Origin of the sequence: Rhizobium tropici CIAT 899, from assembly GCF_000330885.1 — a bacterium.
Lineage (GTDB): Bacteria > Pseudomonadota > Alphaproteobacteria > Rhizobiales > Rhizobiaceae > Rhizobium > Rhizobium tropici.
The window spans coordinates 2,560,559-2,585,480 of the sequence record NC_020059.1 but is presented as its reverse complement, the minus strand read 5'-3'; the positions used below and the strand labels follow the sequence as shown (position 1 = coordinate 2,585,480).

Genomic DNA, 24,922 nt, shown 5'->3' with positions numbered 1-24,922 from the left:
CAGCTCTGATTCGAAAGGTCCCCTCGTTATCGAGGGGACCACTTTTATTGCACATCAGTCGGCTGCCGGCTCGTCCTCTTCGATAAAGCCGCCGGATTGGTGTGACCATAGCGTTGCGTAGATGCCGTTTTGGGCGATCAGCTCCGCATGTGTGCCGTCCTCGACGATGCGGCCGTGGTCGAGCACGACGATGCGGTCCATGCGCGCGATGGTTGACAGGCGATGGGCGATGGCGATCACGGTCTTATCTTCCATGATGCCGTAAAGCGTATCCTGAATTTCGGCTTCGACTTCGGAATCGAGGGCGGAGGTTGCTTCGTCGAGCACCAGGATCGGCGCATCCTTCAGGATGGCGCGGGCAATCGCCACGCGCTGCCTTTGACCGCCGGAGAGCTGGACGCCGCGCTCGCCGGCATGCGCATCGAAGCCGGTTCTTCCTTCCTGGTCTCGCAGGCCTGCGATGAAATCACTGGCGGCAGCCTTCTCGGCGGCAGCGAGAATCGCATTTTCCGAAAAGTGGGGATTGCCATGGGCGATGTTATTGCGGATGGAGCGGTGAAGGAGCGATGCCTCCTGGCTGACCACGGCAATCTGCCGGCGCAGGCTATCCTGCGTCACCTGCCGAATATCCCGTCCATCGATTTCGATGATGCCACCCTCCGGATCGAAGAAGCGCAGCAGCAGGTTGACCAAGGTCGATTTGCCGGTGCCGGAGCGACCGACAAGGCCGACCTTCTGGCCCGCCGCAATTCGAAGCGAAACGCCGTCGAGCCCGCCATCTCCCTTGCCGTAGTGATGCGTGATTTGCCGGAAGACGATCTCGCCCTTGGTGACGGCAAGCGGCTCGGCGTCCGGCGCATCGATGATCGCAAGGGGTTGCGAGACGGTCATCAGTGACTGCCGCATGGCGCCGAGATGAGCAAAGAGCGAGGAAACGGCATCCAGCATCCATTCGGCCATGCCGGTTATGCGGAAGCTTAAGGCGAGTGATGCCGCGATCAGTCCGAGCGGCGCGCCACCGGATTGCCAGAGGACGACCGCATAGCCGACAAGTGCGACGATCAGGAAGCTGCCAAGGAACAGCATGCTTGAATTGACAAGCACCTCAAGCCTCTGCACCCGAACGAATGTCTCGCGGGTTTGAGCGAAACGACGACGGGCTTCCTTGTCTTCCGCCCTGGCATCGGCAAAAAGCTTGATGAGGTCGATATTGGCATAGCTGTCCACCAGCATTCCCGTCAGCTCGGCATAGGCTCCCTGGTATTGCGCGGAGGCCTTCTGCAGGCGAGGGATGACATAGGCCATCAGTGCGAGATAGCAGAGGAGCCAGACGGCGAGGGGCCAGATCAGGCGCGGGTCGATCGAGGCCATCAGCCAGAGCGAGCCGGCCACATAGATCGTGACAAAGGAGAGCGTGTGCAGCACCTGATAGGCCGCACCCGTCGCTGCCGTGCCTATGTCGCGCACCTGGCTTGCGATACGCCCGGAAAAATCCTGGCGAAACCAGCCGACCGATTGCCGAAGAACGTGGCGATGAGCTCGCCAGCGGAACAGAGTCTCGGCATTGGGCCGGAATGCGATGTCATCCAGGCTTTCGCGGAGATAGCCGGCAAGCGGCCTTCCGATCAGGATGAGGGCTGCTGCAGCGAGCAAGCCCAACCCTTCGGATACCCAAAAGTCTTCCCGCCGGGCGACGGCCAGATTATCCACCAGCCTGCTGGAATAGCCGATGAGCCAGATCTCGATGACGGCGCCGATGACAGTCAGGCCGAGGCTCATCGCCACGACTGCGCGAAACGGGCGAAGGTTGTTTAGAAGATAGCGCCAGGCCTTGGATGATGGTTGCGGCTGGTCATGATCCTGAAATGGATCGACAAGCTCTTCGAAGCGACGAAACATGAGTGCCCTCCACGGGCGAAGATATCAATCTGATGGTTGGGCCGATAAAGCAGCCCTTCACGGCACTGCTTTTCAGCGGTGGTTTCCTGTGCCGTGATTTTTCATCAGAGTGCTCTCCTCATTGGTCGCTGCAACCTACATAGCTTGTATCGGTGCCGATGTCAGCAGCAATTGTATCGGGATCGTTCGACATAGATGAGCGAATAGCGTCCTTTACACAGCTCGCATCGAGGTCGTCCGAGGATATATATGCTTCAATGGTGAATTTTGCTCAGGCCTGGCCCTTGGCGAGTTCATCGCGTCGCTTCGTCAGACGCTCGAGCTCTTCTTCCTGTTCGGCTATCCGCTCGGACGCCCGCTCTTCGTCGGCGGCGCCGGAAAAGGCTGCTGCCTGCTCAATCAGTTCGCGAAGATTTTCCCTGATCGCCGCAATACGCCTGTCGATTTCAGGAATGGTCAGCAGAACGTCGGACATGTTGAAACTCCAGCAAGACTATCGGACCCCACACGACTACCGCACCCTATTATCCATCGACCGGCTGGTGGCTGCAAGCGGCAAAACGGATGGGATATCAGTCAGATCTCCGAGGATACCCGATTGGCGATCTGATCGAGCATCGCATTCGAGGAGGGGCCGACGACCGCATAGGTGGTGCCGTTGCGATGCCAGGATACGATGCTGATATCGTCCTTGATGGTTTCGTTGAAATCGTCGTCGGCGATGCCGTCCGTCTTGGTAAAGCAGATGGCGACGACATCGCCATCGAGGTTCTTGTAGATCAGCTGGCCGACAGGCTTACCGGCGGCGACGGACATGCGCGCGCCCTGGAAGACGAGACCATCAGCAGCGAGATCCGGAACGTTGAATTTGACGCCGGCGGTGCTTGCCAGCCACTTGGCGATCTCGTCCAACTGGCTTGCCTGCAACTCAACCATATGCTGCGGCTGGCGCGCATAGATGCGGTGGTAGGCGGCAATATCGTCCAGCCAGTTGCGAGTCATAAGCTGTGACGGGGTCGGCGGAGGGCTCGCCGGGACGTCAGCGGGCTGCATACCGAAAAGATAGCCGATGCCGCCGCCGACGGCGAACAGGATAAGGGCCGCGGCCAATGATTGCTTGCCCGTCGGGGCCAGTTTCAGCGAATGCCTGGCAATACGCGGAGATGGCTCTCGGGTCTTCGGAGGCTGAGCGCTCTTGATCGAGCGAACAAGCGCCAGCGGTACCGGCTCCTTCAGAACCTCATCGAAAGCCTTACGACCGACATCGGAGCCATGTTTCAGCTCATCGAAAATACGCCGGGCGTCCGCGTCGGAGGCAATGAGCTTTTCCAGCTCTTCTTTTTCTTCGCGGCTCGTCTCCCCATCCATGAAGGCGGACAAGCGGACTTCGAGCGGCGTTTTCTTCATATCTTGCAATGCTTAAAACCTTCGGGACGAGCGGCTATGACCCTGGGAGGCGAGGTAAAGGCGTGCGCTGGAGAGCCTTGATGCCACCGCCGCCAACGGGATGCCGAGAACATCGGCCGCCTGCTTGTAGCTGTGTCCTTCGACATCAACCAGCAGGAAGACACTGGCAAGTCCTTCTGGCAAAGATGTGACCAGGCGATGCGCTTCACCGGCTTCCACCGGATTTAAATGGGTTTGTGATGCCGGATCGCCCTGTTCCAGGGCATTGCCCTTGCCGGCGGGACGCAGCTTGTGACGTCGCGCTTCGTCAATCCATTGGTGCCGGGCCATGGTGTAGAGCCAGCTTTCCAGCTTGCCGCCGCTGTTCCAAAGATGGAACTTGGCTATGCCGCGCTGACAGACGTTTTGGACAAGCTCGTCCGCCTCGGCAAGATCGCCGGTCAGCGTCACAGCAAAGCGGCGAAGCTTCGGAAGAAGACCGACCAGATCGCGTCTGATATCGATGGCTGCTACCGGCGTTGGCATGATGGTTCCAGGAAGGCGTTGGAGGTTGTTACATCGGCAATTTGCTTCCGTGATCGACGGCCTTCCCCGTGAGGAAGGCGATGCGAGCGGAATAATCGTCCTGTGCTGGTATGAACCATTTTCCTGCCGTTTCGCAAGTCTTCAAAAGCACCCGCGCGTTTGACCGTCGTCCTTAATGCGCTATCCCACAATGTACCGACCCGTACTGCACCAATGTTGGCCCAAGCCCTCCAAGAAGCAGCAACCTGGTCGGATACAGGTTCCCAAAGCGGGCATGCGTCGCTCCTCACGATGCATTCCTCATTTCGGAATTTAAGTGCTTCGATTGTAGCTCCGTATCTTAGAAAACGCTACCGAAACGATGCGCGCTACGACGCAAAAAGCTCGTCATGTCGCCAGAATATCGAAGCCTTCGGGGTCGACGCCGCTGCCGTCATCGCTGAGGCTGTAGCGCTCCGCCTTTAGTTCCCAGGCGCCCTGGCGGCCGGCGATGGTGAAGAAATTATAGGCAGCGCGCGGCTTCAATCCGCCGACCCCTTGCGATGCGGAAGCGATCCCGACGACGGGAACGGGACCCATGTGCCCGCGCAGCCAGTGCAGGGTATTGAGATGTGTATGGCCGTGCAGGACGAGTTCGGCGCCGCCGGTGGAGATGACGGCTGCAAAACGGCGAATGCCGATCATCCGCTTGTAGAAGCTGGTCGCGCCGCGAATCGGCGGGTGATGGATCATGACGACACGAAAGAGCCCGGCATCGCCTGCTGCGCGCAGTATATTCACCGTCTCGCGGGCTTGGCGTGAGGAGTAGAAGCCGCTTGCGGCAAAGGGCGGGGTGGCGACGGCTGTGGAGCATCCCACAATAGCGACCTGCCCGCGGATGCGCAGATAGGGGAAAATGCGCTTGTCCTCCTGCCATTCGGCGGGAGCCTCGTCGCCGCGGACATAGGGATACCAGGAGCGCATGGCCTTTTCGTAGGCGCCGGGCACGTAGGCATCGTGATTGCCGGGAACGACGGATGTGTGGAGGGGATCGCCGACAGTCTTCAGCCATGCGGCCGCTGTCTGGATCTCCATGCCGCTCGCAAGGTTGACGAGATCGCCGGTTACGGCCAGATGATCGGCCTGTTTCGCCTTGATGTCGTCAAGAAGGAGATCGAGCGTGTCGCCAAAAAGATGCTTGCGCCGGTTCCGGTGCCAGTTCACAAATCCGGTAATGCGTTTGGAGGCGAGTTCTCTGATCGAAAGACGTGGCAGCGGACCAAGGTGAACATCGGAAATATGCGCGAGCTTGAACATGGGATGAGACATAGCCCACTCTATTGTCAAAACAAATACATCCCCGATCCGATTGCAGATCACGATGCCGGGGTTCAGGCATGAGTGAAGACAATCGACGCGATGAAAGGCAGGGTTTGGCTGTGCGTCTGTTCGGCCGCGCGTTGCATGTCTATTTTGTGCTGACCCGCAGCATGACGATCGGCGTGCGCGCCGCCTGCTTCGATGGCGAAGGGCGGATTTTTCTGGTTCGGCATTCCTATATCGCCGGGTGGCATATGCCCGGCGGCGGCGTCGAACGCCGCGAGACTGTGGAACAGGCGCTCGAAAAGGAGCTGCGCGAGGAAGGCAATCTGGTGATCTCAGGCAAGCCGCAGCTCTTCCAAGTCTATTTCAACAATCACACCAGTAAACGCGACCACGTCGTCTTCTATCGCGTGGAGGTCACCCAGACCGCGCCGCGCAAGCCGGATCGCGAGATCGTCGAAAGCGGCTTCTTTCCGGTCGATGCGCTGCCGCCGGGCACGACGAAGGCAACCTATCGCCGGCTTGAGGAGCTGGAAGGGGCATCAGCTCCCTCCAGCTACTGGTAGTCTCCGGCGCCTGGGTCAGGCGACTTTTGCCAGCCGCTCGCGCCCATGCGGGCGATCGAAATCCAGTTCCGGCCCGATCGGGACGATGCCTGTCGGATTGATGGTCTTGTGGCTGCGATAATAGTGGTTCTTGATGTGGTCGAGATTGACGGTCTCCGCAACGCCAGCGACCTGATAGAGATCCCGCAGATAAGCCGAGAGGTTGCCATAATCCGCGATACGGCGGATGTTGCATTTGAAATGCCCGACATAGACGGCATCGAAGCGGACGAGCGTCGTGAACAGCCGCCAGTCGGCCTCCGTCAGGCGATCTCCGAATAGATAGCGCTGCGTTGCCAGTCGTTGGTCCAGCATGTCGAGGGTTTCGAAGAGACGGAGCGCGTTTTCCTGATAGGCTTCCTGCGTCGTCGCAAAGCCGGCCTTGTAGACGCCGTTGTTGACCGTATCGTAGACGCGCTCGTTCAATGCATCGATGTCGGCCCGCAAGTCAGCAGGATAGAAATCCGCCGTGGAGCCGGTTAGGCCGTCGAAGGCCGTGTTGAACATGCGAATGATTTCGGCAGATTCGTTGTTGACGATCGTGCCGGTCTGCTTGTCCCAGAGAACGGGAACGGTCACGCGGCCGGAATAATGCGGATCGGCTTTGACATAGACCTCCCAGAGCTTCGTTGCGCCGAAGAGATGGTCGACGGTGCCGCCTTCCGTTCCTTTGAATTCCCAGCCGTTTTCAACCATTAGCGGATCGACGATCGAGACGGAGATCAGCTCCTCCAACTTCTTCAGCTTGCGGAAGATCAGGGTGCGATGCGCCCAGGGGCAGGCGAGCGACACGTAAAGATGATAGCGGCCGGCTTCTGCCTTGAAGCCGCCGGTGCCTGTGGGGCCGGCGCTGCCGTCCATCGTCACCCAGTTTCGAAACTGCGACGCAACGCGCTTGAAATGGCCCTTCGTCTCTTTGGTATCGTACCAGACGTCATGCCAGACGCCGTCCACCAACATGCCCATTTCTTGATCCTTCCGGGAAACTGCCGAACTATATATTCAGAAATACGGTATGCACGTCGGATTTCGAGACGGCAAATGATGAACACTGCGTTATGGGTGCTATCACCAGGCTCATGTGGGGCGCCGAACTCGATAAAGGAAGTGATGCCATGCCGACCCGATCTTGCATGAATGAGCGGCAGGATGCATTTTGCATTGGACGCGCCGAATATTTCCTGCTATCCGGCTTTTCACAGTCTAAGGACCCCTTGTCATGAAAGTAACCAGAAGCCTGCGACGACGCCGATGATCTTGAACGCTCGATGAGCGCTTTCGGGAACAATATCGTCCGTCTATCTGGTTTTCTGGGCTAATGTACAAGCACGATCTGGTCTACCTCACTGAGGATGCGTCGCACGACGCTGCAATCGAACTCATCAACGAAGAAGCTTTCGGTCCGGGACGGTTTACCCGTGCCGCTGCTCGCATTCGCGAGCAAGGGCCGCATGATCATTCGCTGTCCTTCATCTGCGCCGATGATGGCGAGACGATCGCCTCCGTGCGGATGACGCCGGTGCTGGCCGGATCGGTCAAGGGACATCTCCTCGGCCCGCTCGCCGTGCGCCCCTCGCACAAGAATAAGGGCATAGGCCGCGAGCTTGTGCGGATCGCGGTGGCCGCTGCTCAGCGCAAGGGATCGGAAGCCGTCATCCTGATCGGCGATCCGCCCTATTATTGCCCGCTCGGTTTCGAGAAGGTTGCCTATAACGCACTGACTTTTCCGGGGCCTGTCGATCCCAACCGGGTACTGGTGGTGCCGATCGCCGCAGACACGCATGCGCGGCTGCAAGGCTCGATCGCATGGCGCGATGATTCGACTGCCGCTGTGGAAGCCGAAGACGACGATCTGAATGAAGTCGTGCAGCTCACGGCGATGGCTGTCTAGAGCAATTCCAGGAAAAGTGCGAAGCGGTTTTCCGTCCGGAATTGCGTAAAAACAAAGGGATAGAGCATTTTTGCGATTCGAAGAAAAGCGGAAAGGCTTTAAAGGCGCTATCAACGAAAAATCGCCCCGCTTGATGTCAGCGAGGCGACAATTTCTTCTGCAGAAAGAACCGGCTGCGACCGGCCGGGAAATCCGGCAGTTCGCCGAAGACGGCATAACCCTGCCGCTGATAGGCTTTTAGCGCCTGTGGATTGAAGGTATCGATCCACGCGCCGAAACAGCCACGCGCGCTCGCTTCCGCTTCCGCCGCCTCCAGAAGCTTTCCGGCCATGCCCCGGCCGCGCAGGCTTTCCGGCACGAAAAGCCATTGCGTGAACAGCCACCCCCAGGCGGTGTAGCCGGAGATGCCACCGATGGCTTTGTCTGTATCGTCGCGGATCAGAACGGCCAGGGATTGCCGGCCAGACGGGCCGACATCAGCGGTGTTGAAAGCCGTCAGTCCCTCGCTGATGGCCGCAAGGTCGCTTTCCGATGGCGTATCGGTCACGTCGATCTTCATAGTCACCGTCCTTCGCGCCACCATGTGGCGGAGAAAGCAAAGAGGAGGGCGGCGAGACCGGCAAAGCCTGCAAAGAGCGGCAGGGTATTGATCCCCTTCAGCACTGTTTCGTCGGTCATGCGGATGGTCAGGCGCTGACCGTCGGCGACGCGAACGGCGCCGCGCACCGGCAGAACCTGCGGCACCGTCACGCTGCCATTGGCACCGGCGACGCGGGTGACGAGACCCTTGGTCTTCTGCGCCAGCGGCTTCAGCGTCTCCGTGGTGGAGATCATTGCCTTGAATTCCGGAGCATCGATGGCGCCGATATGAACCAGCGTCGATAGATTGCCGCTGGCGATCTGGTAGAGGCCGATCTCGCCCATATGCTTCTCCGCCTGATAAAGGCCGGGCTGCGTCTGCTTCAGCGGCAGGGCGTCCGTCTTGCCCGATGGCGTTTTGATCGTGGCGGCGCCGGGATCGTTTCCGATCGTCTGGCGCGTAACCTGCAGCGTGCGCCCGGCGGCATTGGCCGTCAGCGCCTCCTCTTCCAGCGCCGGCTCCTTGAGCAGCCAATGGGCAATGCGGCGGTAGAGCGACACATGCGGCCCGCCGCCCTCGAAACCGCGTGCCCAGAGCCAGCCCTCGTCGGAGAGCAGCATGGCGACACGACCCTGGCCAACGCGATTCAGCACCAGCAGCGGGCTGTTGTTGGCTCCGACCATCACGGTCTGGCCTTGCGGCCTCTCCACATCCACGCTGCGGAACCAGCGGCCCCAATGCGGCGGCTCGGTTTCGGAGCCATCCAGCCCGCGCGTGACGGGGTGTTTCTTGCCCTGGTCCGACAGGCGCGGATAGAAAGCTTTCTCGATCATCTGGCCCGTCGGCTCGGCCGGCAGCACCGAGGCAAGCGGCGTCAACGCGATCGAGCTACCGCCGGCATGTTCGGGGCCGGCCGCGACCAGCAGCGCGCCGCCATTTTCGACATATTGCGCCATGTAATCATAATAGATCGTCGGCAGGACGTTCTGGCGGTCCTGATAGCGGTCAAAGATGATCAGGTCGAAAGAACTGATCTTGTCGACGAAGAGTTCACGTGTCGGGAAGGCGATCAGCGACAGCTCGTTGATCGGCGTGCCATCCTGCTTGTCCGGCGGACGCAGGATGGTGAAATGCACGAGATCGACCGATGCGTCCGATTTCAACAGGTTGCGCCAGGCGCGCTCGCCGGCATGCGGTTCACCCGAAACGAGGAGAACGCGCATGTTCTGGCGGATGCCTTCGATCACTTGGACCGTCTGATTGTTGATGCCGGTGACTTCGCCAGGCACTTCGGCGACCGCAAACTCGAGGACATTGTTGCCGGCGCGCGGCACCTTGAAGCTGAAGGGTGTGTCCTGGCCGGGCGTGGCTTGCAGTGTGGCAATCTCGTCGCCATTCATCTTGACCGTGACCGCTGCGGTGCCGCCGGGGCTCTTGCCGTCGTCGACGACCCGAAAGACCAGCTGCTGCTCATCATTGACGATGCCGAAGCGCGGGGCACGCACGATCTCTATGCGGCGATCGAATTCGTCCGGCTTGCCTGTGATCAGCCCGTGGACGGGCGCGTCGAAGCCGAGCTGCTGATTGACGCCGGGAATGTCGTGGATCTGGCCATCGGTCAGGAAGATGGCACCGCCGATACGGGCGGGCGGCACGTCGGCGATCGACGAGGAGAGGGCGGAAAAAAGCCTTGTCGACGGTGATTCCGATTCCGCCGGATCGCGGAATTCCACAATGCGCGGCTCAATGCGGGGGAATTGGGCCAGCCGATCCTTGAGCATTGCCAGGGCTTCGTCCGTCATTTTGCCACGTTCCGGCGTCTGCTGGCTGAGGCTGCGGTCAACGACAACGGGAACGATCGTCGACAGTTGATCGCGATCTTCCTGCATCAGCACCGGGTTGGCGAGTGCCGCAAGCAGAGCGATGCCCGCCAGAGCGCGAATCCAGCCGCCGCGCAGGCGCCTGTAGATTGCGAGCGCCGCGATGGCGAGCGTCAGCACCGCCAAAGCGGCAAGCACGGGCCAGGGGAGGAAGGGGGCAAAGCCGATATTCATATTATTGCCCCAAGCGCTGCAGGATATCGGGAACGTGGACCTGATCGGACTTATAATTTCCGGTCAGCATGTACATCATGATGTTGACGCCCGTGCGGTAGGCATATTCGCGCTGGGTCTCATCCGGCGGCACGGTCGGCAGCAGCGGCGAGCCATTGTCGGCCACGGCCCAGGCGCCGGCAAAATCATTGCCGGTGATCATGATCGGCGTCACCCCATCGGAGGTGGCGACTGCATTCGCGTCGCGACGCGCATCCTGACGCGCTTCCACCCAGAGCGGGCTGTCGGCATAGCGCCCGGGGAAGCTCGACAGCAGGTAGAAGGACTTGGTCAGCACATGGCCCGCAGGTACCGGCTCCAGGGGAGGGATGTCGAGATTGGCAAGGATTTGCTGCAGACGCTGGCCGTTCGGGCTCGGCGACGACGTGTCGCCCATCGTGTCGATGGCGTCGCGGGTGTCGAAGAGCACGGTTCCGCCATTGCGCATATAGGTGTCGATGCGATTGATGGCGTCATTGGACGGCATCGGGGCCGTTGCAGAAATCGGCCAGTAGATCAGCGGATAAAAGGCGAGTTCATCCTTGGCAGGATCCACACCGACCGGCGGGCCGGGTTCGAGCGTCGTGCGATAGGTGAGATAGTCGGAGAGGCCTGCAAGCCCGCGCTCCGAAATGTGATCGACGTCCGTTTCGCCTGTCACGACATAGGCAAGATGTGTCTTGTCCAGCCGCGAAAAGATGGCGTCGTCGCCCGGTTTGGAATCGTCGGCCAGAGCGTTTACCGGATGTAAGAACATGGCGAGCGAGACGGCCAGCAGCAGCATTGCCGCGCCGCCCGCGATCGTCTTCGTCGATCTGCCCAGGCGCGGAAAGGCGCCGTTCATGAATAGCACGATGATGCTGTCGGCCAGCAGGATGAGGAAAGCGAGGGTGAAGAGGATCGGCTTTGCCGACCAGGCCTCGCCCCCGATCAGGCCCTCGCGTGCGACCGCACCGGCTGCCGAGGCATCCAGCGGCTTGAGCGCTGTGCCGCTCGGCAGGGTATTGAGGGCACTGAAGCCCTCTTCGGAACCATAGAGGCCGGGCGGGTTGTCGAAACTTGCGACAGCGGCTCCCTTGTTGCCTGGTTCCAGCGGGCGGGCACTGCCGATCTCGCTGGTCAACGCGCCCTTGGCGGTCAGGAGCCGGTAGGGCGGCATTGCTTCACTTGCCTTGGCAGCGCCTTGGCCCGACGCGACGCCGCCAGCGCGCGACAGCTGGACGATGCGGCGCAGCATCTCGACAAAATCGCCCGATATCGGCAGATCGGACCATTGCGGCTCGGCGCTGACGTGGAAGAGTACGATGCGACCTGACTGCATTTGCTTTTCGGTCACCAACGGCGTGCCGTCGGCAAGGCTTGCCCAGGTGCGCTCGGCGAGATCCGGCGTCGGCTCGGCCAGGACCTGCCGCTTGATCAGGACGTTGTTCGGCTTCGGCATGCCGGCGAAGGGGCCGAACGACGGAAAGTCGGCGAGCGGCTGCGGTTCGGCCCAGGAAAGGGCGCCGCCGAATGTGCGCTCGCCCTGCCGCAATGTGACCGGGACCAAAGGATCGTCGGCGGGTGCCGCGGCAAGGCGCGGGCCGGCAAAGCGGACAAGCGTGCCGCCATTTTCGATCCACTTCTGCAGCGGCGCATAGGTTTCCTGCGGCAGGCGGCCGACATCGGCCATGATGATGACGGAGGGATTGCCCGCGAGCAGTTGCGGGATCGACTTCGCCAGATCGGCGCTGTTGGGCTGGGTCAGATCGGCATAGGGTTGAAGCGCACGCTGGATATAATAGAGCGGCGACAGGATCGGCTGGAATTCGTCGGCGGCCTGTCCGGAGAGGAGCGCCACGCGGCGGCGGCGAAAACCGTCGTCCAGCAGATAGACGCTACCGGCGCTTGCCTGATGGTCGATGCCGATGCGGGCGAAATCATTGCGCATTTCGAAGGGCGCGGCGATGGAGCCGGTCGCAATCGTCTGCCCGCCTGCGAAATCAAGCGAACCGACGGCAATCGGCCGTCCCTGATTGTCCTGTGCCGTCAGCCCGAGGCGCATCGGGCCACTGCCGTCCAGCCGTGTGGCCGTGACGGTCATGTTGCTGGCGGTATTGGCTGCGCCGGTAAGCGCCATGATATCGTGGCCGTCGCCTTCGATCAGCCGCAGTTCGCTTGGCTGCAGCGCGGCAAGGCGGCTGACGATATCGTCCTTGTCCTTGCTCTCGATACCGTCGGAGATGAAGGCTATGGTGCCGGCCTTGCTGCCATTGAGTGCCGCTTTCACTGCGTCGGCTGCGCGCTGTCGATCCGGCACCAACGGTCGCGGGTTCATCGCATGCAGCTTGTTGCGGGCAGCTGTCGCCGCGCCCGGCGTCGGATCGTTGCTCTGTTCGGCGGTGAAGGCGATTGAGACGGGAATGCCCTTGGCGTCGGCATCGTCGATCAGCGCATCGGCGGTTCGCACACGGCGCTCCCAATCCGAGGCACTCGCCCAGCTATTGTCGATCATCAGGACCAGCGGGCCGCCGCTCGAGAGCGTGTTGGTGCGCGGATTGAACATGGGATTGGCGATGGCGAGAATGACGAGGGCGGCAAGCAGCATGCGCAGCAGCGTCAGCCACCACGGGCTGCGCGCCGGCGTTTCCTCACGCTTGAGAATGCTCGCCAGAATGCGCAGAGGCGGGAACACTTCGGTTCGCGGCTGCGGTGGCGTCAGGCGCAGCAGCCACCAGATCGCAGGAAGCAGAATGAGCGCTGCCAAGATGGCCGGCGAAGCGAATGCGAAGGAGAGGCCGCTCAAGGCTGGCCTCCTGACGCGACCCTCGCGGGCATGCCTGAGAGATACATATGCACGGCGACCAGAGCTTCGGAAGCCAGCCGGTCGGTGCGGTGGCTGACGAAGGTCCAGCCGAGATGGCGGAGCGACTGGCCGAGATTTTCGCGCCGCGCGAGATAGGCGCGCTGATAATCGTCACGCAGGTTTTCCGCGCGGCCGGCGATCAGCTTCGAGCCCGTTTCTGGATCGCTGAACTCGGTGCGTCCGCTATAGGGAAAGAGTTCTTCGGCGGGGTCGGCAACCTCGATCACATGGCCGCGCAAGCCACGACGGGCCAGCGGCCCGATCCTGCCCATGACGCTATCGGCATCGTCGAGAAAATCGCCGATCAGCACGATATCGCTCCAGCCGCGGATCATTGCCGTCTGCGGCAGGCCGCCTTCGAGCGGCGTATGCATCAGCGCTGCGGCCAGGCGCTCGGCTGCATTGCGGGTCGAAACCGGCTCCATGATGCCGGGGCAGCCTATCCGTTCGCCGGAACGGGAGAGGATTTCCGCCAGCGCCAGCATGATGACGAGCGCGCGACCCTCCTTGGACACATGGCCGTAGGTCGATTTATACATCATGGATGGCGAGAGATCGGCCCAGAGCCAGATCGTGTGGGCGGCTTCCCATTCATGATCGCGGATATAGGTATGATCGTCGCGGGCCGAGCGGCGCCAGTCGATGCGCGACAGGCTTTCACCTTCCGTATAGGGGCGAAACTGCCAGAAATTCTCGCCGATGCCGCGCTTGCGCCGGCCGTGCCATCCGGCAATGACCGTGTTGGCGATGCGCTTGGCTTCGACGAGGCAATCCGGCACGAGGGCGGCACGACTACGGGCTCGGGAGAGGGCATCATTGCCTGAGGTCGGTCTGACGGTCTGTCCGATGGATGCCACGCGCTATACTCTCCTCGACGTCCGGGTCACGACTTCGACTGCTTGACCAGCCCTGAAATGACATCGCGTACGGACATGCCTTCGGCGCGGGCTGCGAAAGTCAGCGCCATGCGGTGTTCCAATACTGGCTCGGCGAGTGCATGAATGTCGTCGATCGACGGTGCAAGCCGGCCTTCGTAAAGGGCGCGGGCGCGGGCGCAGAGCATCATCGCCTGGCCGGCACGAGGACCAGGGCCCCAGGCGACATGCTTGTCCGTCGAGGCATTGCCCTGGCCCGGGCGGGCCGAACGCACGAGCGACAGGATCGCATCGACGACGCCGTCGCTGACGGGCATCTGGCGGATGAGCTGCTGGATTTCCAGCAAGCGTTCGGCGTCGATGACAGCCTGCGGCGTCACTTCGCTCAAGCCTGTGGTTTCGAGCAGGATGCGGCGCTCGTCGGCAAGCTCGGGATAATCGACATCGACCTGCAGCAGGAAACGGTCGAGCTGGGCTTCCGGCAGCGGATAGGTGCCCTCCTGCTCCAGCGGGTTCTGCGTTGCGAGAACGTGGAAGGGAGCGGGCAGGTCATAACGCTGGCCGGCGATGGTGACGTGATATTCCTGCATCGACTGCAGAAGGGCGGACTGCGTGCGCGGCGAAGCGCGGTTGATTTCGTCGGCCATCAGCAATTGCGCGAAGACAGGACCCTTGACGAACCGGAAAGAGCGGCGGCCGGTTTCGTCCTGGTCCATGACTTCGGAGCCGAGAATATCCGAGGGCATCAAGTCCGGCGTGAACTGCACGCGATTGGAGGCAAGGCCGAGGACTGCGCCGAGCGTCGTCACGAGCTTCGTCTTGGCGAGACCCGGCACACCGACCAGCAGGGCATGACCGCCGGCAAGCACGGCCAGAAGCGTGTTTTCCACGACGCTTTCCTGGCCGAAAATGACCTTCGACACCTCTTCGCGGACCAGGGCGATATCGCCCAGAGCCTTTTCGGCTGAGGCGATGATGGCCTGCTCATCGAGGCTCGTTTCGGTCGATTTGATCATGCCCATTTGCGTCTCCAATGGCAGAAAAAGGGTGCGCGTGATTCGCAGACGTTACACATTTGCCTCATAATCAATACAACTTATCGCCAGCAAGATAGCTGACAAGCACGTTTCAAATGACTATCTCGTGAGAACTGTCATATTCCTGACTAACGACCAACCGGGACAGAAGAATGGCAACCGAGGAAATCAGGACAACGGGCGATGCCGCAAGCCTCGCGGCGCTGATTTCGCGCGCGGCAGGCGATAGCGGCGGCTCCAAGAAGGGTCTGCCGCCCGTCGATCGCTGGAATCCGCCATTTTGCGGCGATATCGACATGGAGATCCGCGCCGACGGCACCTGGTTCTATCTTGGCACGCCGATCGGCCGTGCGCCTTTGGTGCGGCTGTTTTCCACAGTTCTGCGCAAGGACGAGGATGGGAAGACCTATCTCGTCACGCCTGTGGAAAAGGTGGGTGTTCGCGTCGTCGATGCGCCTTTCGTGGCTGTCGAGATGAGCGTGACGGAGCGTGAGGGCAGACGGGTGCTGACCTTCCGCACGAATGTCGGCGATGTCGTCGAGGCGGGCAGGGATCATCCAATCCGTTTCGTCATTCGTGGCGAAAATGACGAGCTGAAGCCCTATCTGCATGTCCGCGGGCGGCTCGAGGCTCTGGTGACGCGTGCGGTCATGTACGATCTCATCGAGCTTGGTGAGCCCGTCGTGATCGCCGGGCGAGAGATCTTCTGCGTGCGTTCCGGCAGCTCCATCTTTCCCGTCATGCCGGTTGCCGAACTGGATGCACTTACTCGATGAATGAATTTCCCCTTTATTCCGCGGACGAGTTCCGCCGTCGCGCCCTTCATCAGAGTGGTGGGCCGGTGGAGGTTGCCTGGCGCGATCACGGTGATCATCTCCTCAATCCCGAGACCATATCGCAGGTCGCGGACCTGAAGCTCAAGGATGCCGCGGTGCTTGTGCCCGTCGTCGACAGTGGCGACGATGCCAAGGTGATCTTCACGCTCAGGACCTCGACGCTCCGCAAGCATTCCGGCCAGATCGCCTTTCCGGGCGGGGCCATCGATCCGGAAGATGCATCGCCGGAAATGGCGGCGATGCGCGAAGCGGGGGAGGAAATCGGGCTTGCCGACATCTTCATCGAGCCGGTGGCGCGGTTGCCGCATTATCTGGCGGCGACCGGCTTTCGCATCACACCCATTCTTGCCGTGGTAAAACCCGGTTTTCATCTGGCCCTCAATCCGACCGAAGTGGAGGATGCCTTCGAGGTGCCGCTCTCCTTCCTGATGGACCCCGACCACCACGTGACCGACACGATGCTTTGGCAGGGGACGGAACGCCATTTCTACCGCATGCCCTATGGACAGCGCATGATCTGGGGCATTACCGCGGGTATCGTCCGCACACTTTATGAAAGGCTCTATAGATGACGTCCGTTGCCGATGAGGCCTGGTTTCGCGATGAGGCATTGCAGCGGGTGCTGGCGCTGCTCGATGCCGATGGCGGCGAGGGGCGTGTTGTCGGTGGTGCCGTCCGCAACAGCCTGATGGGGTTGCCCGTCGCCGATATCGATATAGCAACGACGCTGTTGCCCGAAACCGTCGTCGAAAGGGCCGAGGCCGCCGGAATCAAGGCGGTGCCGACCGGCATCGCGCATGGCACGGTCACCCTGGTCATCGATGGAAAGCCGTTCGAAATCACTACCTTGCGACGCGATGTGGAGACGGATGGACGCCGTGCCGTAGTGGCCTTCAGCCGGGATTGGCAGGCTGATGCCGAGCGGCGGGACCTGACGATCAATGCGCTTTATGCATCTGCCGATGGCGTGGTCGTGGATCTCGTCGGCGGGCTGGCCGATCTGGAGCGCCGCAATATCCGCTTCATCGGCGATGCGGCGACGCGGATTGCCGAGGATCATTTGCGCATCCTGCGTTTCTTCCGCTTTTTCGCCTATTATGGCACCGGCCGCCCGGATGCGGAGGGCTTGCGCGCCTGTGCTGCTGCAAAATCAAAGATATCAACGCTCTCGGCCGAGCGTGTCTGGTCCGAGATGAAGAAGCTGCTCGCTGCTCCGGACCCGGGCAGGGCGCTGCTCTGGATGCGCCAGATCGGCATTTTGACCGAAGTGCTGCCGGAAACCGAAAAATGGGGCATCGACGCCATTCCTGGATTGATTGCCGCCGAACAGGCTCTCGGTTGGCCGGCAGAGGCTCTGCTGCGTCTTGCGGCCATCGTGCCGCCCGATGCGGCAAGGCTTGCCAAGCTTGCCGAGCGGCTGCGCCTCTCGAAAGCGGAAGGCGCCTATCTGCAGGCCTGGGCGAATGCGCCGATCGTCAAGGACGACATCTCGGAAGCGGCCTTCGATCGCCTGCTTTATCGCCATGATCAAACCGGCGTTGCGGTTCGCCTGAAGCTGGCGCTGGCCGTTGCCCGCAGCAAGGCGGAGGGCGATTTCGAGGAAATGGCGCGCGTGGCGCGGCTCGGGAAATTGCTGGAACGAACGGCAAACTGGAAGAAGCCTGCTTTCCCGCTCAATGGCGCGGATGCACTCGCAACGGGCGTCAACCCGGGGCCGCGCGTGGGCGAACTTCTCGGCAAGATCGAGCAGGAGTGGCTAGACGGGAATTTTTTGATGAACCGGGCGAGCCTTCTCGCCCGACTCAAGGATTTGGCCAATGCCTGATAATGAGGCCCGATTAGCGGGGCTGACTGGCGTGGCCTGCCAATCAGGCCGCGTTGGCCTCGTCGCGAATCCGGGCCTTGATATTGTCGACCATGTTTTCGCGGATGACGGTTTCGCCATGCGCTTCGCGCATGTGCTCGACCGCGCGGCGAACCACCTCGGCGTCATCCTTGGCGCGGGTGTGCCAGGCGCAACCCGGCACGAGCGTACCACATTCGAACAGTCGCATATCTTCCTCCTCATCTTTCAACGGATTCTCGCCCTACAAAGGATCTGAAGGCCTAAACGCAACGAACGAGAAAAGGTTTCCGCTGTCCGGCAAGTCTCCTGCCCACCGGCGGCCGCCTTCCGGACATTAATCCGGCATTGCCCATGATTTGAAGCAATCCGAGGATTGATATCGGGTGATAGGCGCCTGCTTGGCCGAACGATCTGCGGCGAAACGGGCGATATCGCTTGGAGATTTGCCCGCCAGCTGCATCCTCACCTGCTCCAGGAAGCAGGAGAGGGGTAGATCGGATCCACTGCGGGTCCGCATATCCTCTGCCAGTCGGATGATGAACTCCGGACTATCGACTGTCCGCGACAGTTTCTGTTCTTTCGAAGCTTCCGTGACTTGTTTCTCTGCTGCCATTACAACCTCCTCCGATTGAACGAGCATTAGGTCACTTAGGCACTCCTCCCGCTGATTTCAGGGCGTTGTCCGATCATTTAATGTTGAACGTTCAAGCGCATCGCGATCTTTCAATCGTTTGCTGCGCTTGAGGTTTCCCGCATGCCGCGATCGCAAAATTGCCGCCCAGCTTATGCGACACGCTTCAAGGCCAACGCACCACCGGCGGCAGAGACGATAGGATCGACTCGACGTTACCGCCTGTCTTCAACCCGAATATTGTACCCCTATCGTAGAGCAAATTGAACTCCACATAACGTCCGCGGCGAATTAATTGCTCATCGCGGTCTTCTTCCGTCCATGTTTCGTTGAAATTGGATCGGACGATGCGCGGATAGACCATCGCGAAGGCGCGGCCGACGTCGCGCGTGAAGGCGAAATCCGCGTTCCAGCCGCCGGCTTCCTCTGTCGAATGCAGCCAGTCGAAGAAGATGCCGCCGATGCCGCGCGGCTCGTTGCGGTGCTTCAGGAAGAAATATTCGTCACACCAGCTCTTGTAGTGGTGATAGTCGGCGACGGAATGACGATCACAGACGATCTGCATGGCGCGGTGGAAGAGGGCGCTGTCCGGATCTTCCTGGGTGCGGCGGCGATCGAGCACTGGCGTCAGGTCGGCGCCGCCGCCGAACCATTGGCTCGTCGTCACCACCATGCGGGTGTTCATATGCACGGCCGGCACATTCGGATTGACGGGGTGGGCGATCAGCGAGAGCCCCGAGGCCCAAAAGCGGGGATCTTCCTCGGCGCCAGGAATCTGGCTGCGAAAGTCGGGAGAGAATTCGCCATAGACGGTCGAGGTGTGGACGCCGACTTTTTCGAAGACGCGACCCTCCATCATCGACATGCGGCCACCGCCGCCCTGGCCCTTGTCGCGCTGCCAGTCCTTGGCGACGAAGCGGCCCGGTTCCTGGTCGGAAAGAGGGCCGGTCAGCTCGCTTTCCAGCTGCTCGAACTCCGCGCAGATCGTGTCGCGCAGGCCCTCGAACCAGTGTCGCGCTGCCTCTTTCTTTTCTTCAATATCCTCGGGTAATCCCTTGGGAAGATTGGGTCGTTCCATTCACGCTCTCCGACGATGCGAGCAGCCGGCGGCCCGCGATTCGCACCGTATGTATCGTGATTTGGAATATCAGCAAGATTGCGGCGCAGCCAGTGCAGCAACGCCGCAGGAGAATCGACTCGCAAATTTCACACTGCGGTATTATGTTCCCTCTCTCAAAGGCGAGGTTTTATCATGAAGATACCCGGACCGCCGCCCCTGGATGGGTTGAGAAACAGAATATTCCGTTACCGGCAGGACCATCCCGCCGGTGGAAAGAGCGAATTCGTTCGCGAGACCTTTTGTCTCAGTCGCCCGGAAGCGCGCGAAAAGGCGCGCGAATGGTTCAACGAATTCCCCAAGGCTGCCTATTGGACCGAAGTCGAAAGCTGGCGCCAGGTCGACGGCGATCGCATCGAGTTCACCATGCGGCGCTTGCCATCGGCGGACTGAACTGGACAAACCAACCGCCTGCCACGACAGGTGAAGAGGCCGAAGCATATTTCAACATGCTTGCGGCACAGCATTGGCTTGCGGCTTGCTCAATGCGGCTTGGTTGATTGCACATCATCAGACGCGCCGAATCCAGCCGGCTGGGTGCCTGCCGCGATGTTGACAGGGAAGGCTTTCTGGACCGTTTCCACCCTTGCTTTCTGCCGTCCGTCCTGAACGAGAGGCGAGGGAGCCTCCGTGTTCGGCATTGCTGGTTTGGATATCGCGCCGAGCGTCTCGTCCTGGTGTTCCGCTGTTTTGGGGCTCTCGGCGATGGGCGATGCCGCAAGGATTTCCCGGAGCGTGGTTGTTACAGGCAGATGCCCGCCCAAGTCGGTGTTCGTGTGATGCCACGCTTGCGCAACGCGCCGATCGGCATGAATGAATGCTCGGGAGTTGATCTCGCCGAACCAGTCCCACTCGCCCATGACGTCGACGACATCCCTGAAAACAGGCGGCATGGCGATCCGCGTGCCGATCGTCACGATCTTCGTATGCCGCGCCAGCTCCGCAACCCGTCCTTCATCCTGCTTCGAAAGGTTATGCAGGGCGGCGGAAAGGACGAGGTTTCCCTTGGAGTGGCCGGTCAGCAGACGGAAGGAGAGGCGGGGGTCGGCTAGAAGCGCCTGTACCGTTCTGGTGTCCAGGCTGGTGCGGGCAGCAGTTCCATCGCTTTGCGCTCCAACCTTGGGCCGGCCGGCAAGATCATCCAGGCTTTCAAGCAGTGGCCGCAGATCTCTCAAATGACCGAAGAAAAACGATCCGCCGAGGGCTTCGGTGATGACATCGGCTATGCCGTAGCCGGAGACGACGACCGCGACCGGCGCATCGATCGCATCGGCGACGTTGCGGGCGAAGGCGGCGGCTCCGAGTGCCGAACCGCCGATGCCGGCGACGGCGAGCGCCCGTGCATCACCGCCGCCGCGCAGGACGAATTCATCAATGGTTTCGCAGAGTGTGAGTGCTCCAAGACCGCTTGGCGGAATCAGCATGATCGCGCCTTCGGCGGCGAGCGAGTCACTGATATAGAAGGCCTCCTCCGGCGTGATAGACTTGACGTCGTAGAATAGTGCGTCGAGGGCGAGATTGCGTTGGCGCAGACCTTCAAGAGCGAGGTTGCGCGCCGGTGAATGCTGCAGCCGCTCGGGGAGGCTCAGCGTGCGTGCGAATTGCGTCAGGGAAAGCGTGAATGCCGTCTGGAACATGGGTCACCTCGCCAAGGTCGCCTGAGTTAGAGCATTCCAAGGCAAAGCTTCTCACACTTTATCCCACGTGCCAACGCCTATTCGGGTGCGACATTCAGGCTCGGCGCGGGTGGCGACCATTCTATCTGCCGCAGCGCTTCACCCGAAATCATGGCCGCTGACATCGCGACATTGATGGAGCGCTGGCCCTCGACCATGGGGATCAGGAGGCGGCCATCGGCCTTTTCGTGAACATGGTCCGGCACACCGGCGCTTTCGCGGCCGAGGAGAAGAATATCGTTGTCGCGATAAATGAAATCCGTGTAGCGCTGCGCCGCCTTTGTGGAGGCCAGCACCAGCCGTCGTCCGCTTTCTTGCCTCCAGGCCTCGAAACGCTCCCAATTGACGTGCCTGGTCAGGCTGACGGCGGCGAGATAATCCATGCCGGCGCGCTTCAGATTACGGTCGGATATGTCGAAGCCGGCCGGCTCGATAATGTCGACGCCAAGGCCGAGGCAGGCGGCAAGTCGCAGGATCGTGCCGGTGTTGCCGGGAATATCGGGTTGGTAAAGGGCGATGCGCAGTTTTGTCATATGCTGCAACTAGCGAAATCGTCCGGATTTGTCTCAGATTTTTCGAGCGCCCTTCATTTCTGTGATGTCTCCCATAAAGAGAATTGAAGGTTTCAGCCCATTTTTCAGGCATATTTCGCTTTTCAAACAGGAAAAGTCGCGCTAAAAGACGCGTGCTCTACAACTTGCGAAAGAAGGAGGCTCAGATGGATATCTTGTTTATGATGCTGCGCCTCGGTGCCGTGAACCCACGGATCTGAAGAGCGCTACAAGGCGCATATTCGCAAGTATCCCCCTTCTTTAAGTCATTGCGCGGCCACTATGGCCTCGTCGTTTTACCGCCCGGCCACCATATGAATCTGCGATCTTTCAGCGCAGTGGGTGGTCGAAGGGTCGAGTCTTTGGAGCATTTCCATGTTTAGCTGGTTCGAACGCCGACTAAATCCATTTCCGAGCGAGGTGCCGGATACGCCGCCGCGTGGCCTCTTCGCCTTCTGCTGGCATTATTCCAAGCCGGCCCTGCCTTGGCTGATCGCCATGAGCATTCTCACCATGTCGATCGCGATCGGCGAGGTGGCGTTGTTCCAGTTCCTCGGCGATATCGTCGACTGGCTGACACATGCGGACAAGGCGACCTTCCTGCAGACGGAATGGCACAAGCTGTTCTGGATGGGGGCGATGGTGCTGATCGGCTTGCCGGCTGCGGCGATCCTCGACAGCTTCATCATGCACCAGGTGCTGCTCGGCAACTATCCGATGATCGCGCGCTGGCAGATGCACCGCTTCCTGCTGCGCCACAGCATGACCTTTTTCGCCAATGAGTTCGCAGGCCGCGTCGCCACCAAGGTGATGCAGACCTCGCTTGCCGTGCGCGAAACGGTCATGAAGATCCTCGATGTCTTCGTCTACGTCGTCACCTATTTCCTGTCGATGATCCTCGTCATCGCGGCGGCCGACTGGCGGCTGATGATTCCGATCCTGGTCTGGCTTGGCGTCTATGTCGCCATCGTCGCCTATTTCGTGCCGGTGCTGCGCAAGATCGCCGCGCAGCAGGCCGACGCGCGCTCGATGATGACGGGCCGCGTGGTCGACAGCTACACCAACATCGCCACGGTGAAGCTGTTCTCGCATGCGGGCCGCGAAGAGACATATGCCAGGGCCGGTATGGAGGAATTCCTCAATACCGTGCACAAGCAGATGCGCAAGGTGACGCTGTTCCACGCCTCGGTCTATTTCAACAACTGCGCGGCGCTGTTCATCGTCTCGGCTCTGTCGATCTGGTTCTGGCTCAGCGGCTCGATCTCGGTCGGCTCCATCGCCATCGCCATCGGCCTTGCGATGCGCGTCAACGGCATGTCGCAGTGGGTGATGTGGGAGGTCTCTGCGCTCTTCGAAAACATCGGCACCGTCTATGACGGCATGGAGATGATGACGAAGCCACACGACATCATCGACAAGCCGGCGGCACCGCCGATCGTTGCCCAGCAGGGAGCGATCCGCTTCGACCACATTCGCTTCCATTACGGCAAGGCGAAGGGGGTCATGGAGGATCTGACCCTCGATATCCGCGCGGGCGAAAAGGTCGGCCTTGTCGGCCGTTCCGGCGCGGGCAAAACGACGCTGATGAACCTGCTGCTGCGCTTCTACGATCTGGAGGGCGGCCGCATTACCATCGACGGCCACGATATCGCGGGTGTGACGCAGGACAGCCTTCGCTCGATGATCGGTGTGGTGACGCAGGACACCTCGCTGCTGCACCGTTCCATCCGCGACAACATCGCCTATGGCCGTCCGGACGCGACCGATGAAGACATCATCCAGGCGGCCAAGCGCGCCAATGCCTGGGACTTCATCGAGGGTCTGGTGGATATGTATGGCCGCACCGGGCTCGATGCGCAGGTCGGCGAGCGGGGTGTGAAACTGTCAGGCGGCCAGCGGCAGCGTATCGCCATCGCCCGCGTCTTCCTGAAGGACGCGCCGATCCTGGTGCTCGACGAGGCAACCTCGGCGCTCGATTCCGAAGTGGAAGCGGCGATCCAGGAAAACCTCTTCGCGCTGATGCATGGCAAGACGGTGATCGCCATCGCCCACCGCCTGTCGACGCTGACCGAGATGGACCGCCTCGTCGTTCTCGACAAGGGCCGGATCATCGAGATGGGCACGCATCAGGCGCTGGTCCAGCAGGGCGGCATCTATGCCGAACTCTGGAGCCGCCAATCCGGCGGTTTCCTCGCCGACCATGAAGAGGTCGAGACGGCGGCACAATAATGAGACGGACGACTGGGGCGCCAAGGTGCCCCAGTTGTGTTTCCTGAGTGGCTATTTTTCAGAGATCAAAGCGTAACGAGAAGTCTGGAAGACGATGTTGCGGGCTAGCGGCTCGCAAGAGCAAGCTGCGCCGCGAGCAATCCGAACGCAGTCGCGAAGCTTCGCCGCATCCATGATTGTACCGTTGGATTCGAGACGATATGGCGGCGCAGGTGTGCTGCGAATACGCCATAGGCTGCGAAAATGATGAAGGTGAGCGCCATGAAGACCAGGCTGAGCTTCAGCATCAGCATGATCGGGCTTGTCTGATCCGGCGTCACGAATTGAGGCAGGAAGGCGAAGAAAAAGATCGACAATTTGGGATTAAGCAAATTGATCAGGATTGCCGAGCCAATCACCTGTCGCGTACTCTTGTCGGTCCGTACGCCGTCAATGCGCAAAATACCCTTTTCCAAAAACATCGACCAAGCCATGTAGAGCAGATAGGCCACTCCCAGCCATTTGAGCGCTTGAAACGCTACGGCGCTGGTGTGCAGGAGTGCGGCGAGGCCGCTTATCGCCGCAAGCAAATGCGGGATGATGCCGAGCGTGCAGCCGAATGCGGCGACCACACTCGCCCTCGTGCCGCCAGACAATCCGGCGGCAAGCGTGTAGATCGCGCCGGTGGCGGGAGAGGCGACGATGATGAGGGTGGTGATCAGAAACTCGATGTTCATGCGGCAGCCCCCACGGAAGAGGGGAAGATCGGCGGTAAGGCTTGAGCCGAGGTGCTTGTTTCGACGGCTGATCCACGCAAGGTGTCCTGATGGACTCTCGGCGAAGCTTTCTCGACGACAAGAGCTGTCGCCGCACGATTTCGCGCGGTGAAATATCCGACTGGTAGGTTTGTCACGGTCAAGGTGTCGAGTGACCACGGATGCTGTCGATACATGGCGTCGGCTTGGGTAACGTGCATGGCTCTCACTCGATAATCGCTT

General features: G+C 60.8%; 24 protein-coding genes. 7 read left to right on the top strand and 17 right to left on the bottom strand.

Translation table 11 applies throughout. The features are described from left to right. Positions 1-54: 54 nt before the first annotated feature. The 5 genes from RTCIAT899_RS12730 to RTCIAT899_RS12710 all read right to left on the bottom strand — a co-directional run bounded on the left by RTCIAT899_RS12730 (position 55) and on the right by RTCIAT899_RS12710 (position 5,157). Positions 55-1,899: an ABC transporter ATP-binding protein gene (locus RTCIAT899_RS12730; protein ID WP_015340650.1), complete on the bottom strand. Its 1,845-nt coding sequence runs from the start codon at positions 1,897-1,899 to the stop codon at positions 55-57. A 271-nt stretch (positions 1,900-2,170) separates the two neighbouring features. Then, complete coding sequence (locus RTCIAT899_RS12725; protein ID WP_015340649.1) at positions 2,171-2,374, bottom strand: hypothetical protein; 204 nt, start codon at positions 2,372-2,374, stop codon at positions 2,171-2,173. A gap of 101 nt (positions 2,375-2,475) precedes the next feature. Next, the gene (locus RTCIAT899_RS12720; protein WP_041677607.1) at positions 2,476-3,315 is read right to left on the bottom strand and encodes an anti-sigma factor; all 840 of its coding nucleotides are present in this window, start codon (positions 3,313-3,315) and stop codon (positions 2,476-2,478) included. A 3-nt stretch (positions 3,316-3,318) separates the two neighbouring features. Then, positions 3,319-3,831, bottom strand: coding sequence for an RNA polymerase sigma factor (locus RTCIAT899_RS12715; protein ID WP_015340647.1), 513 nt, complete (start codon positions 3,829-3,831; stop codon positions 3,319-3,321). A gap of 387 nt (positions 3,832-4,218) precedes the next feature. After that, positions 4,219-5,157 carry a metallophosphoesterase family protein gene (locus tag RTCIAT899_RS12710; RefSeq protein ID WP_041677606.1) on the bottom strand — a complete coding sequence of 313 codons (939 nt, stop codon included), beginning with the start codon at positions 5,155-5,157 and terminating at the stop codon, positions 4,219-4,221. A gap of 50 nt (positions 5,158-5,207) precedes the next feature. Between RTCIAT899_RS12710 and RTCIAT899_RS12705 the strand changes: the two genes are divergently transcribed. Continuing rightward, positions 5,208-5,699, top strand: coding sequence for an NUDIX domain-containing protein (locus RTCIAT899_RS12705; RefSeq protein ID WP_041677605.1), 492 nt, complete (start codon positions 5,208-5,210; stop codon positions 5,697-5,699). A 15-nt stretch (positions 5,700-5,714) separates the two neighbouring features. Here the strand turns inward: RTCIAT899_RS12705 and RTCIAT899_RS12700 are convergent, their stop codons facing one another. Continuing rightward, positions 5,715-6,704 (bottom strand): glutathione S-transferase family protein, encoded by a 990-nt coding sequence (locus RTCIAT899_RS12700; protein ID WP_015340644.1) that lies wholly within the window; start codon positions 6,702-6,704, stop codon positions 5,715-5,717. Between the two features lie 352 nt (positions 6,705-7,056). On the opposite strand from RTCIAT899_RS12700, the gene RTCIAT899_RS12695 reads away from it, so the two are divergent. Then, on the top strand, positions 7,057-7,629 hold the full coding sequence (locus RTCIAT899_RS12695) for a GNAT family N-acetyltransferase (protein WP_015340643.1): 573 nt from the start codon (positions 7,057-7,059) through the stop codon (positions 7,627-7,629). 136 nt (positions 7,630-7,765) lie between these two features. On the opposite strand, the gene RTCIAT899_RS12690 is transcribed toward RTCIAT899_RS12695, so the two are convergent. Genes RTCIAT899_RS12690 through RTCIAT899_RS12670 form a run of 5 tightly spaced genes read right to left on the bottom strand, consistent with a single transcriptional unit; the run spans position 7,766 to position 15,044 of the window. Further along, positions 7,766-8,188, bottom strand: coding sequence for a GNAT family N-acetyltransferase (locus RTCIAT899_RS12690; RefSeq protein ID WP_015340642.1), 423 nt, complete (start codon positions 8,186-8,188; stop codon positions 7,766-7,768). Positions 8,189-8,190: 2 nt separating this feature from the next. Further along, positions 8,191-10,263 carry a hypothetical protein gene (locus tag RTCIAT899_RS12685; RefSeq protein ID WP_015340641.1) on the bottom strand — a complete coding sequence of 691 codons (2,073 nt, stop codon included), beginning with the start codon at positions 10,261-10,263 and terminating at the stop codon, positions 8,191-8,193. Between the two features lies 1 nt (position 10,264). Continuing rightward, complete coding sequence (locus tag RTCIAT899_RS12680) at positions 10,265-13,087, bottom strand: DUF4159 domain-containing protein (RefSeq protein ID WP_015340640.1); 2,823 nt, start codon at positions 13,085-13,087, stop codon at positions 10,265-10,267. Then, positions 13,084-14,004, bottom strand: a complete 921-nt coding sequence (locus RTCIAT899_RS12675; protein WP_015340639.1) for a DUF58 domain-containing protein — start codon at positions 14,002-14,004, stop codon at positions 13,084-13,086. The genes RTCIAT899_RS12680 and RTCIAT899_RS12675 overlap by 4 nt, the downstream gene beginning before the upstream one ends. A gap of 26 nt (positions 14,005-14,030) precedes the next feature. After that, positions 14,031-15,044, bottom strand: coding sequence for an AAA family ATPase (locus RTCIAT899_RS12670; RefSeq protein WP_015340638.1), 1,014 nt, complete (start codon positions 15,042-15,044; stop codon positions 14,031-14,033). 167 nt (positions 15,045-15,211) lie between these two features. Between RTCIAT899_RS12670 and RTCIAT899_RS12665 the strand changes: the two genes are divergently transcribed. Genes RTCIAT899_RS12665 through RTCIAT899_RS12655 form a run of 3 tightly spaced genes read left to right on the top strand, consistent with a single transcriptional unit; the run spans position 15,212 to position 17,720 of the window. Continuing rightward, positions 15,212-15,835 (top strand): DUF1285 domain-containing protein, encoded by a 624-nt coding sequence (locus RTCIAT899_RS12665; RefSeq protein ID WP_015340637.1) that lies wholly within the window; start codon positions 15,212-15,214, stop codon positions 15,833-15,835. Next, entirely contained in the window at positions 15,832-16,467 is a 636-nt protein-coding gene (locus RTCIAT899_RS12660) for a CoA pyrophosphatase (RefSeq protein WP_015340636.1), read from the top strand. Before RTCIAT899_RS12665 ends, RTCIAT899_RS12660 begins: the two co-directional genes overlap by 4 nt. Beyond that, on the top strand, positions 16,464-17,720 hold the full coding sequence (locus tag RTCIAT899_RS12655) for a CCA tRNA nucleotidyltransferase (protein WP_015340635.1): 1,257 nt from the start codon (positions 16,464-16,466) through the stop codon (positions 17,718-17,720). The genes RTCIAT899_RS12660 and RTCIAT899_RS12655 overlap by 4 nt, the downstream gene beginning before the upstream one ends. A gap of 43 nt (positions 17,721-17,763) precedes the next feature. Here the strand turns inward: RTCIAT899_RS12655 and RTCIAT899_RS12650 are convergent, their stop codons facing one another. The 3 genes from RTCIAT899_RS12650 to hemF form a co-directional block, all read right to left on the bottom strand. Next, a complete protein-coding gene (locus RTCIAT899_RS12650) occupies positions 17,764-17,949 on the bottom strand; it encodes a DUF1059 domain-containing protein (protein ID WP_015340634.1) in 186 nt (61 codons plus the stop codon). 126 nt (positions 17,950-18,075) lie between these two features. Further along, positions 18,076-18,354, bottom strand: coding sequence for a hypothetical protein (locus tag RTCIAT899_RS12645; RefSeq protein ID WP_015340633.1), 279 nt, complete (start codon positions 18,352-18,354; stop codon positions 18,076-18,078). A gap of 184 nt (positions 18,355-18,538) precedes the next feature. Next, positions 18,539-19,450, bottom strand: coding sequence for an oxygen-dependent coproporphyrinogen oxidase (gene hemF, locus RTCIAT899_RS12640; protein ID WP_015340632.1), 912 nt, complete (start codon positions 19,448-19,450; stop codon positions 18,539-18,541). A gap of 171 nt (positions 19,451-19,621) precedes the next feature. Between hemF and RTCIAT899_RS12635 the strand changes: the two genes are divergently transcribed. Then, positions 19,622-19,882, top strand: a complete 261-nt coding sequence (locus RTCIAT899_RS12635) for a hypothetical protein (protein WP_041677939.1) — start codon at positions 19,622-19,624, stop codon at positions 19,880-19,882. A gap of 89 nt (positions 19,883-19,971) precedes the next feature. On the opposite strand, the gene RTCIAT899_RS12630 is transcribed toward RTCIAT899_RS12635, so the two are convergent. Together RTCIAT899_RS12630 and RTCIAT899_RS12625 are read right to left on the bottom strand one after the other, a co-directional pair. Next, positions 19,972-21,126, bottom strand: a complete 1,155-nt coding sequence (locus RTCIAT899_RS12630; protein WP_015340630.1) for a hypothetical protein — start codon at positions 21,124-21,126, stop codon at positions 19,972-19,974. Positions 21,127-21,203: 77 nt separating this feature from the next. Next, the gene (locus RTCIAT899_RS12625; protein WP_015340629.1) at positions 21,204-21,698 is read right to left on the bottom strand and encodes a tRNA (cytidine(34)-2'-O)-methyltransferase; all 495 of its coding nucleotides are present in this window, start codon (positions 21,696-21,698) and stop codon (positions 21,204-21,206) included. A gap of 393 nt (positions 21,699-22,091) precedes the next feature. On the opposite strand from RTCIAT899_RS12625, the gene RTCIAT899_RS12620 reads away from it, so the two are divergent. Next, entirely contained in the window at positions 22,092-23,945 is a 1,854-nt protein-coding gene (locus tag RTCIAT899_RS12620) for an ABC transporter ATP-binding protein (RefSeq protein WP_015340628.1), read from the top strand. Between the two features lie 104 nt (positions 23,946-24,049). Here RTCIAT899_RS12620 and RTCIAT899_RS12615 read toward each other — a convergent pair whose 3' ends face one another. After that, complete coding sequence (locus RTCIAT899_RS12615; RefSeq protein WP_015340627.1) at positions 24,050-24,661, bottom strand: LysE family translocator; 612 nt, start codon at positions 24,659-24,661, stop codon at positions 24,050-24,052. Between the last annotated feature and the right edge of the window lie 261 nt (positions 24,662-24,922).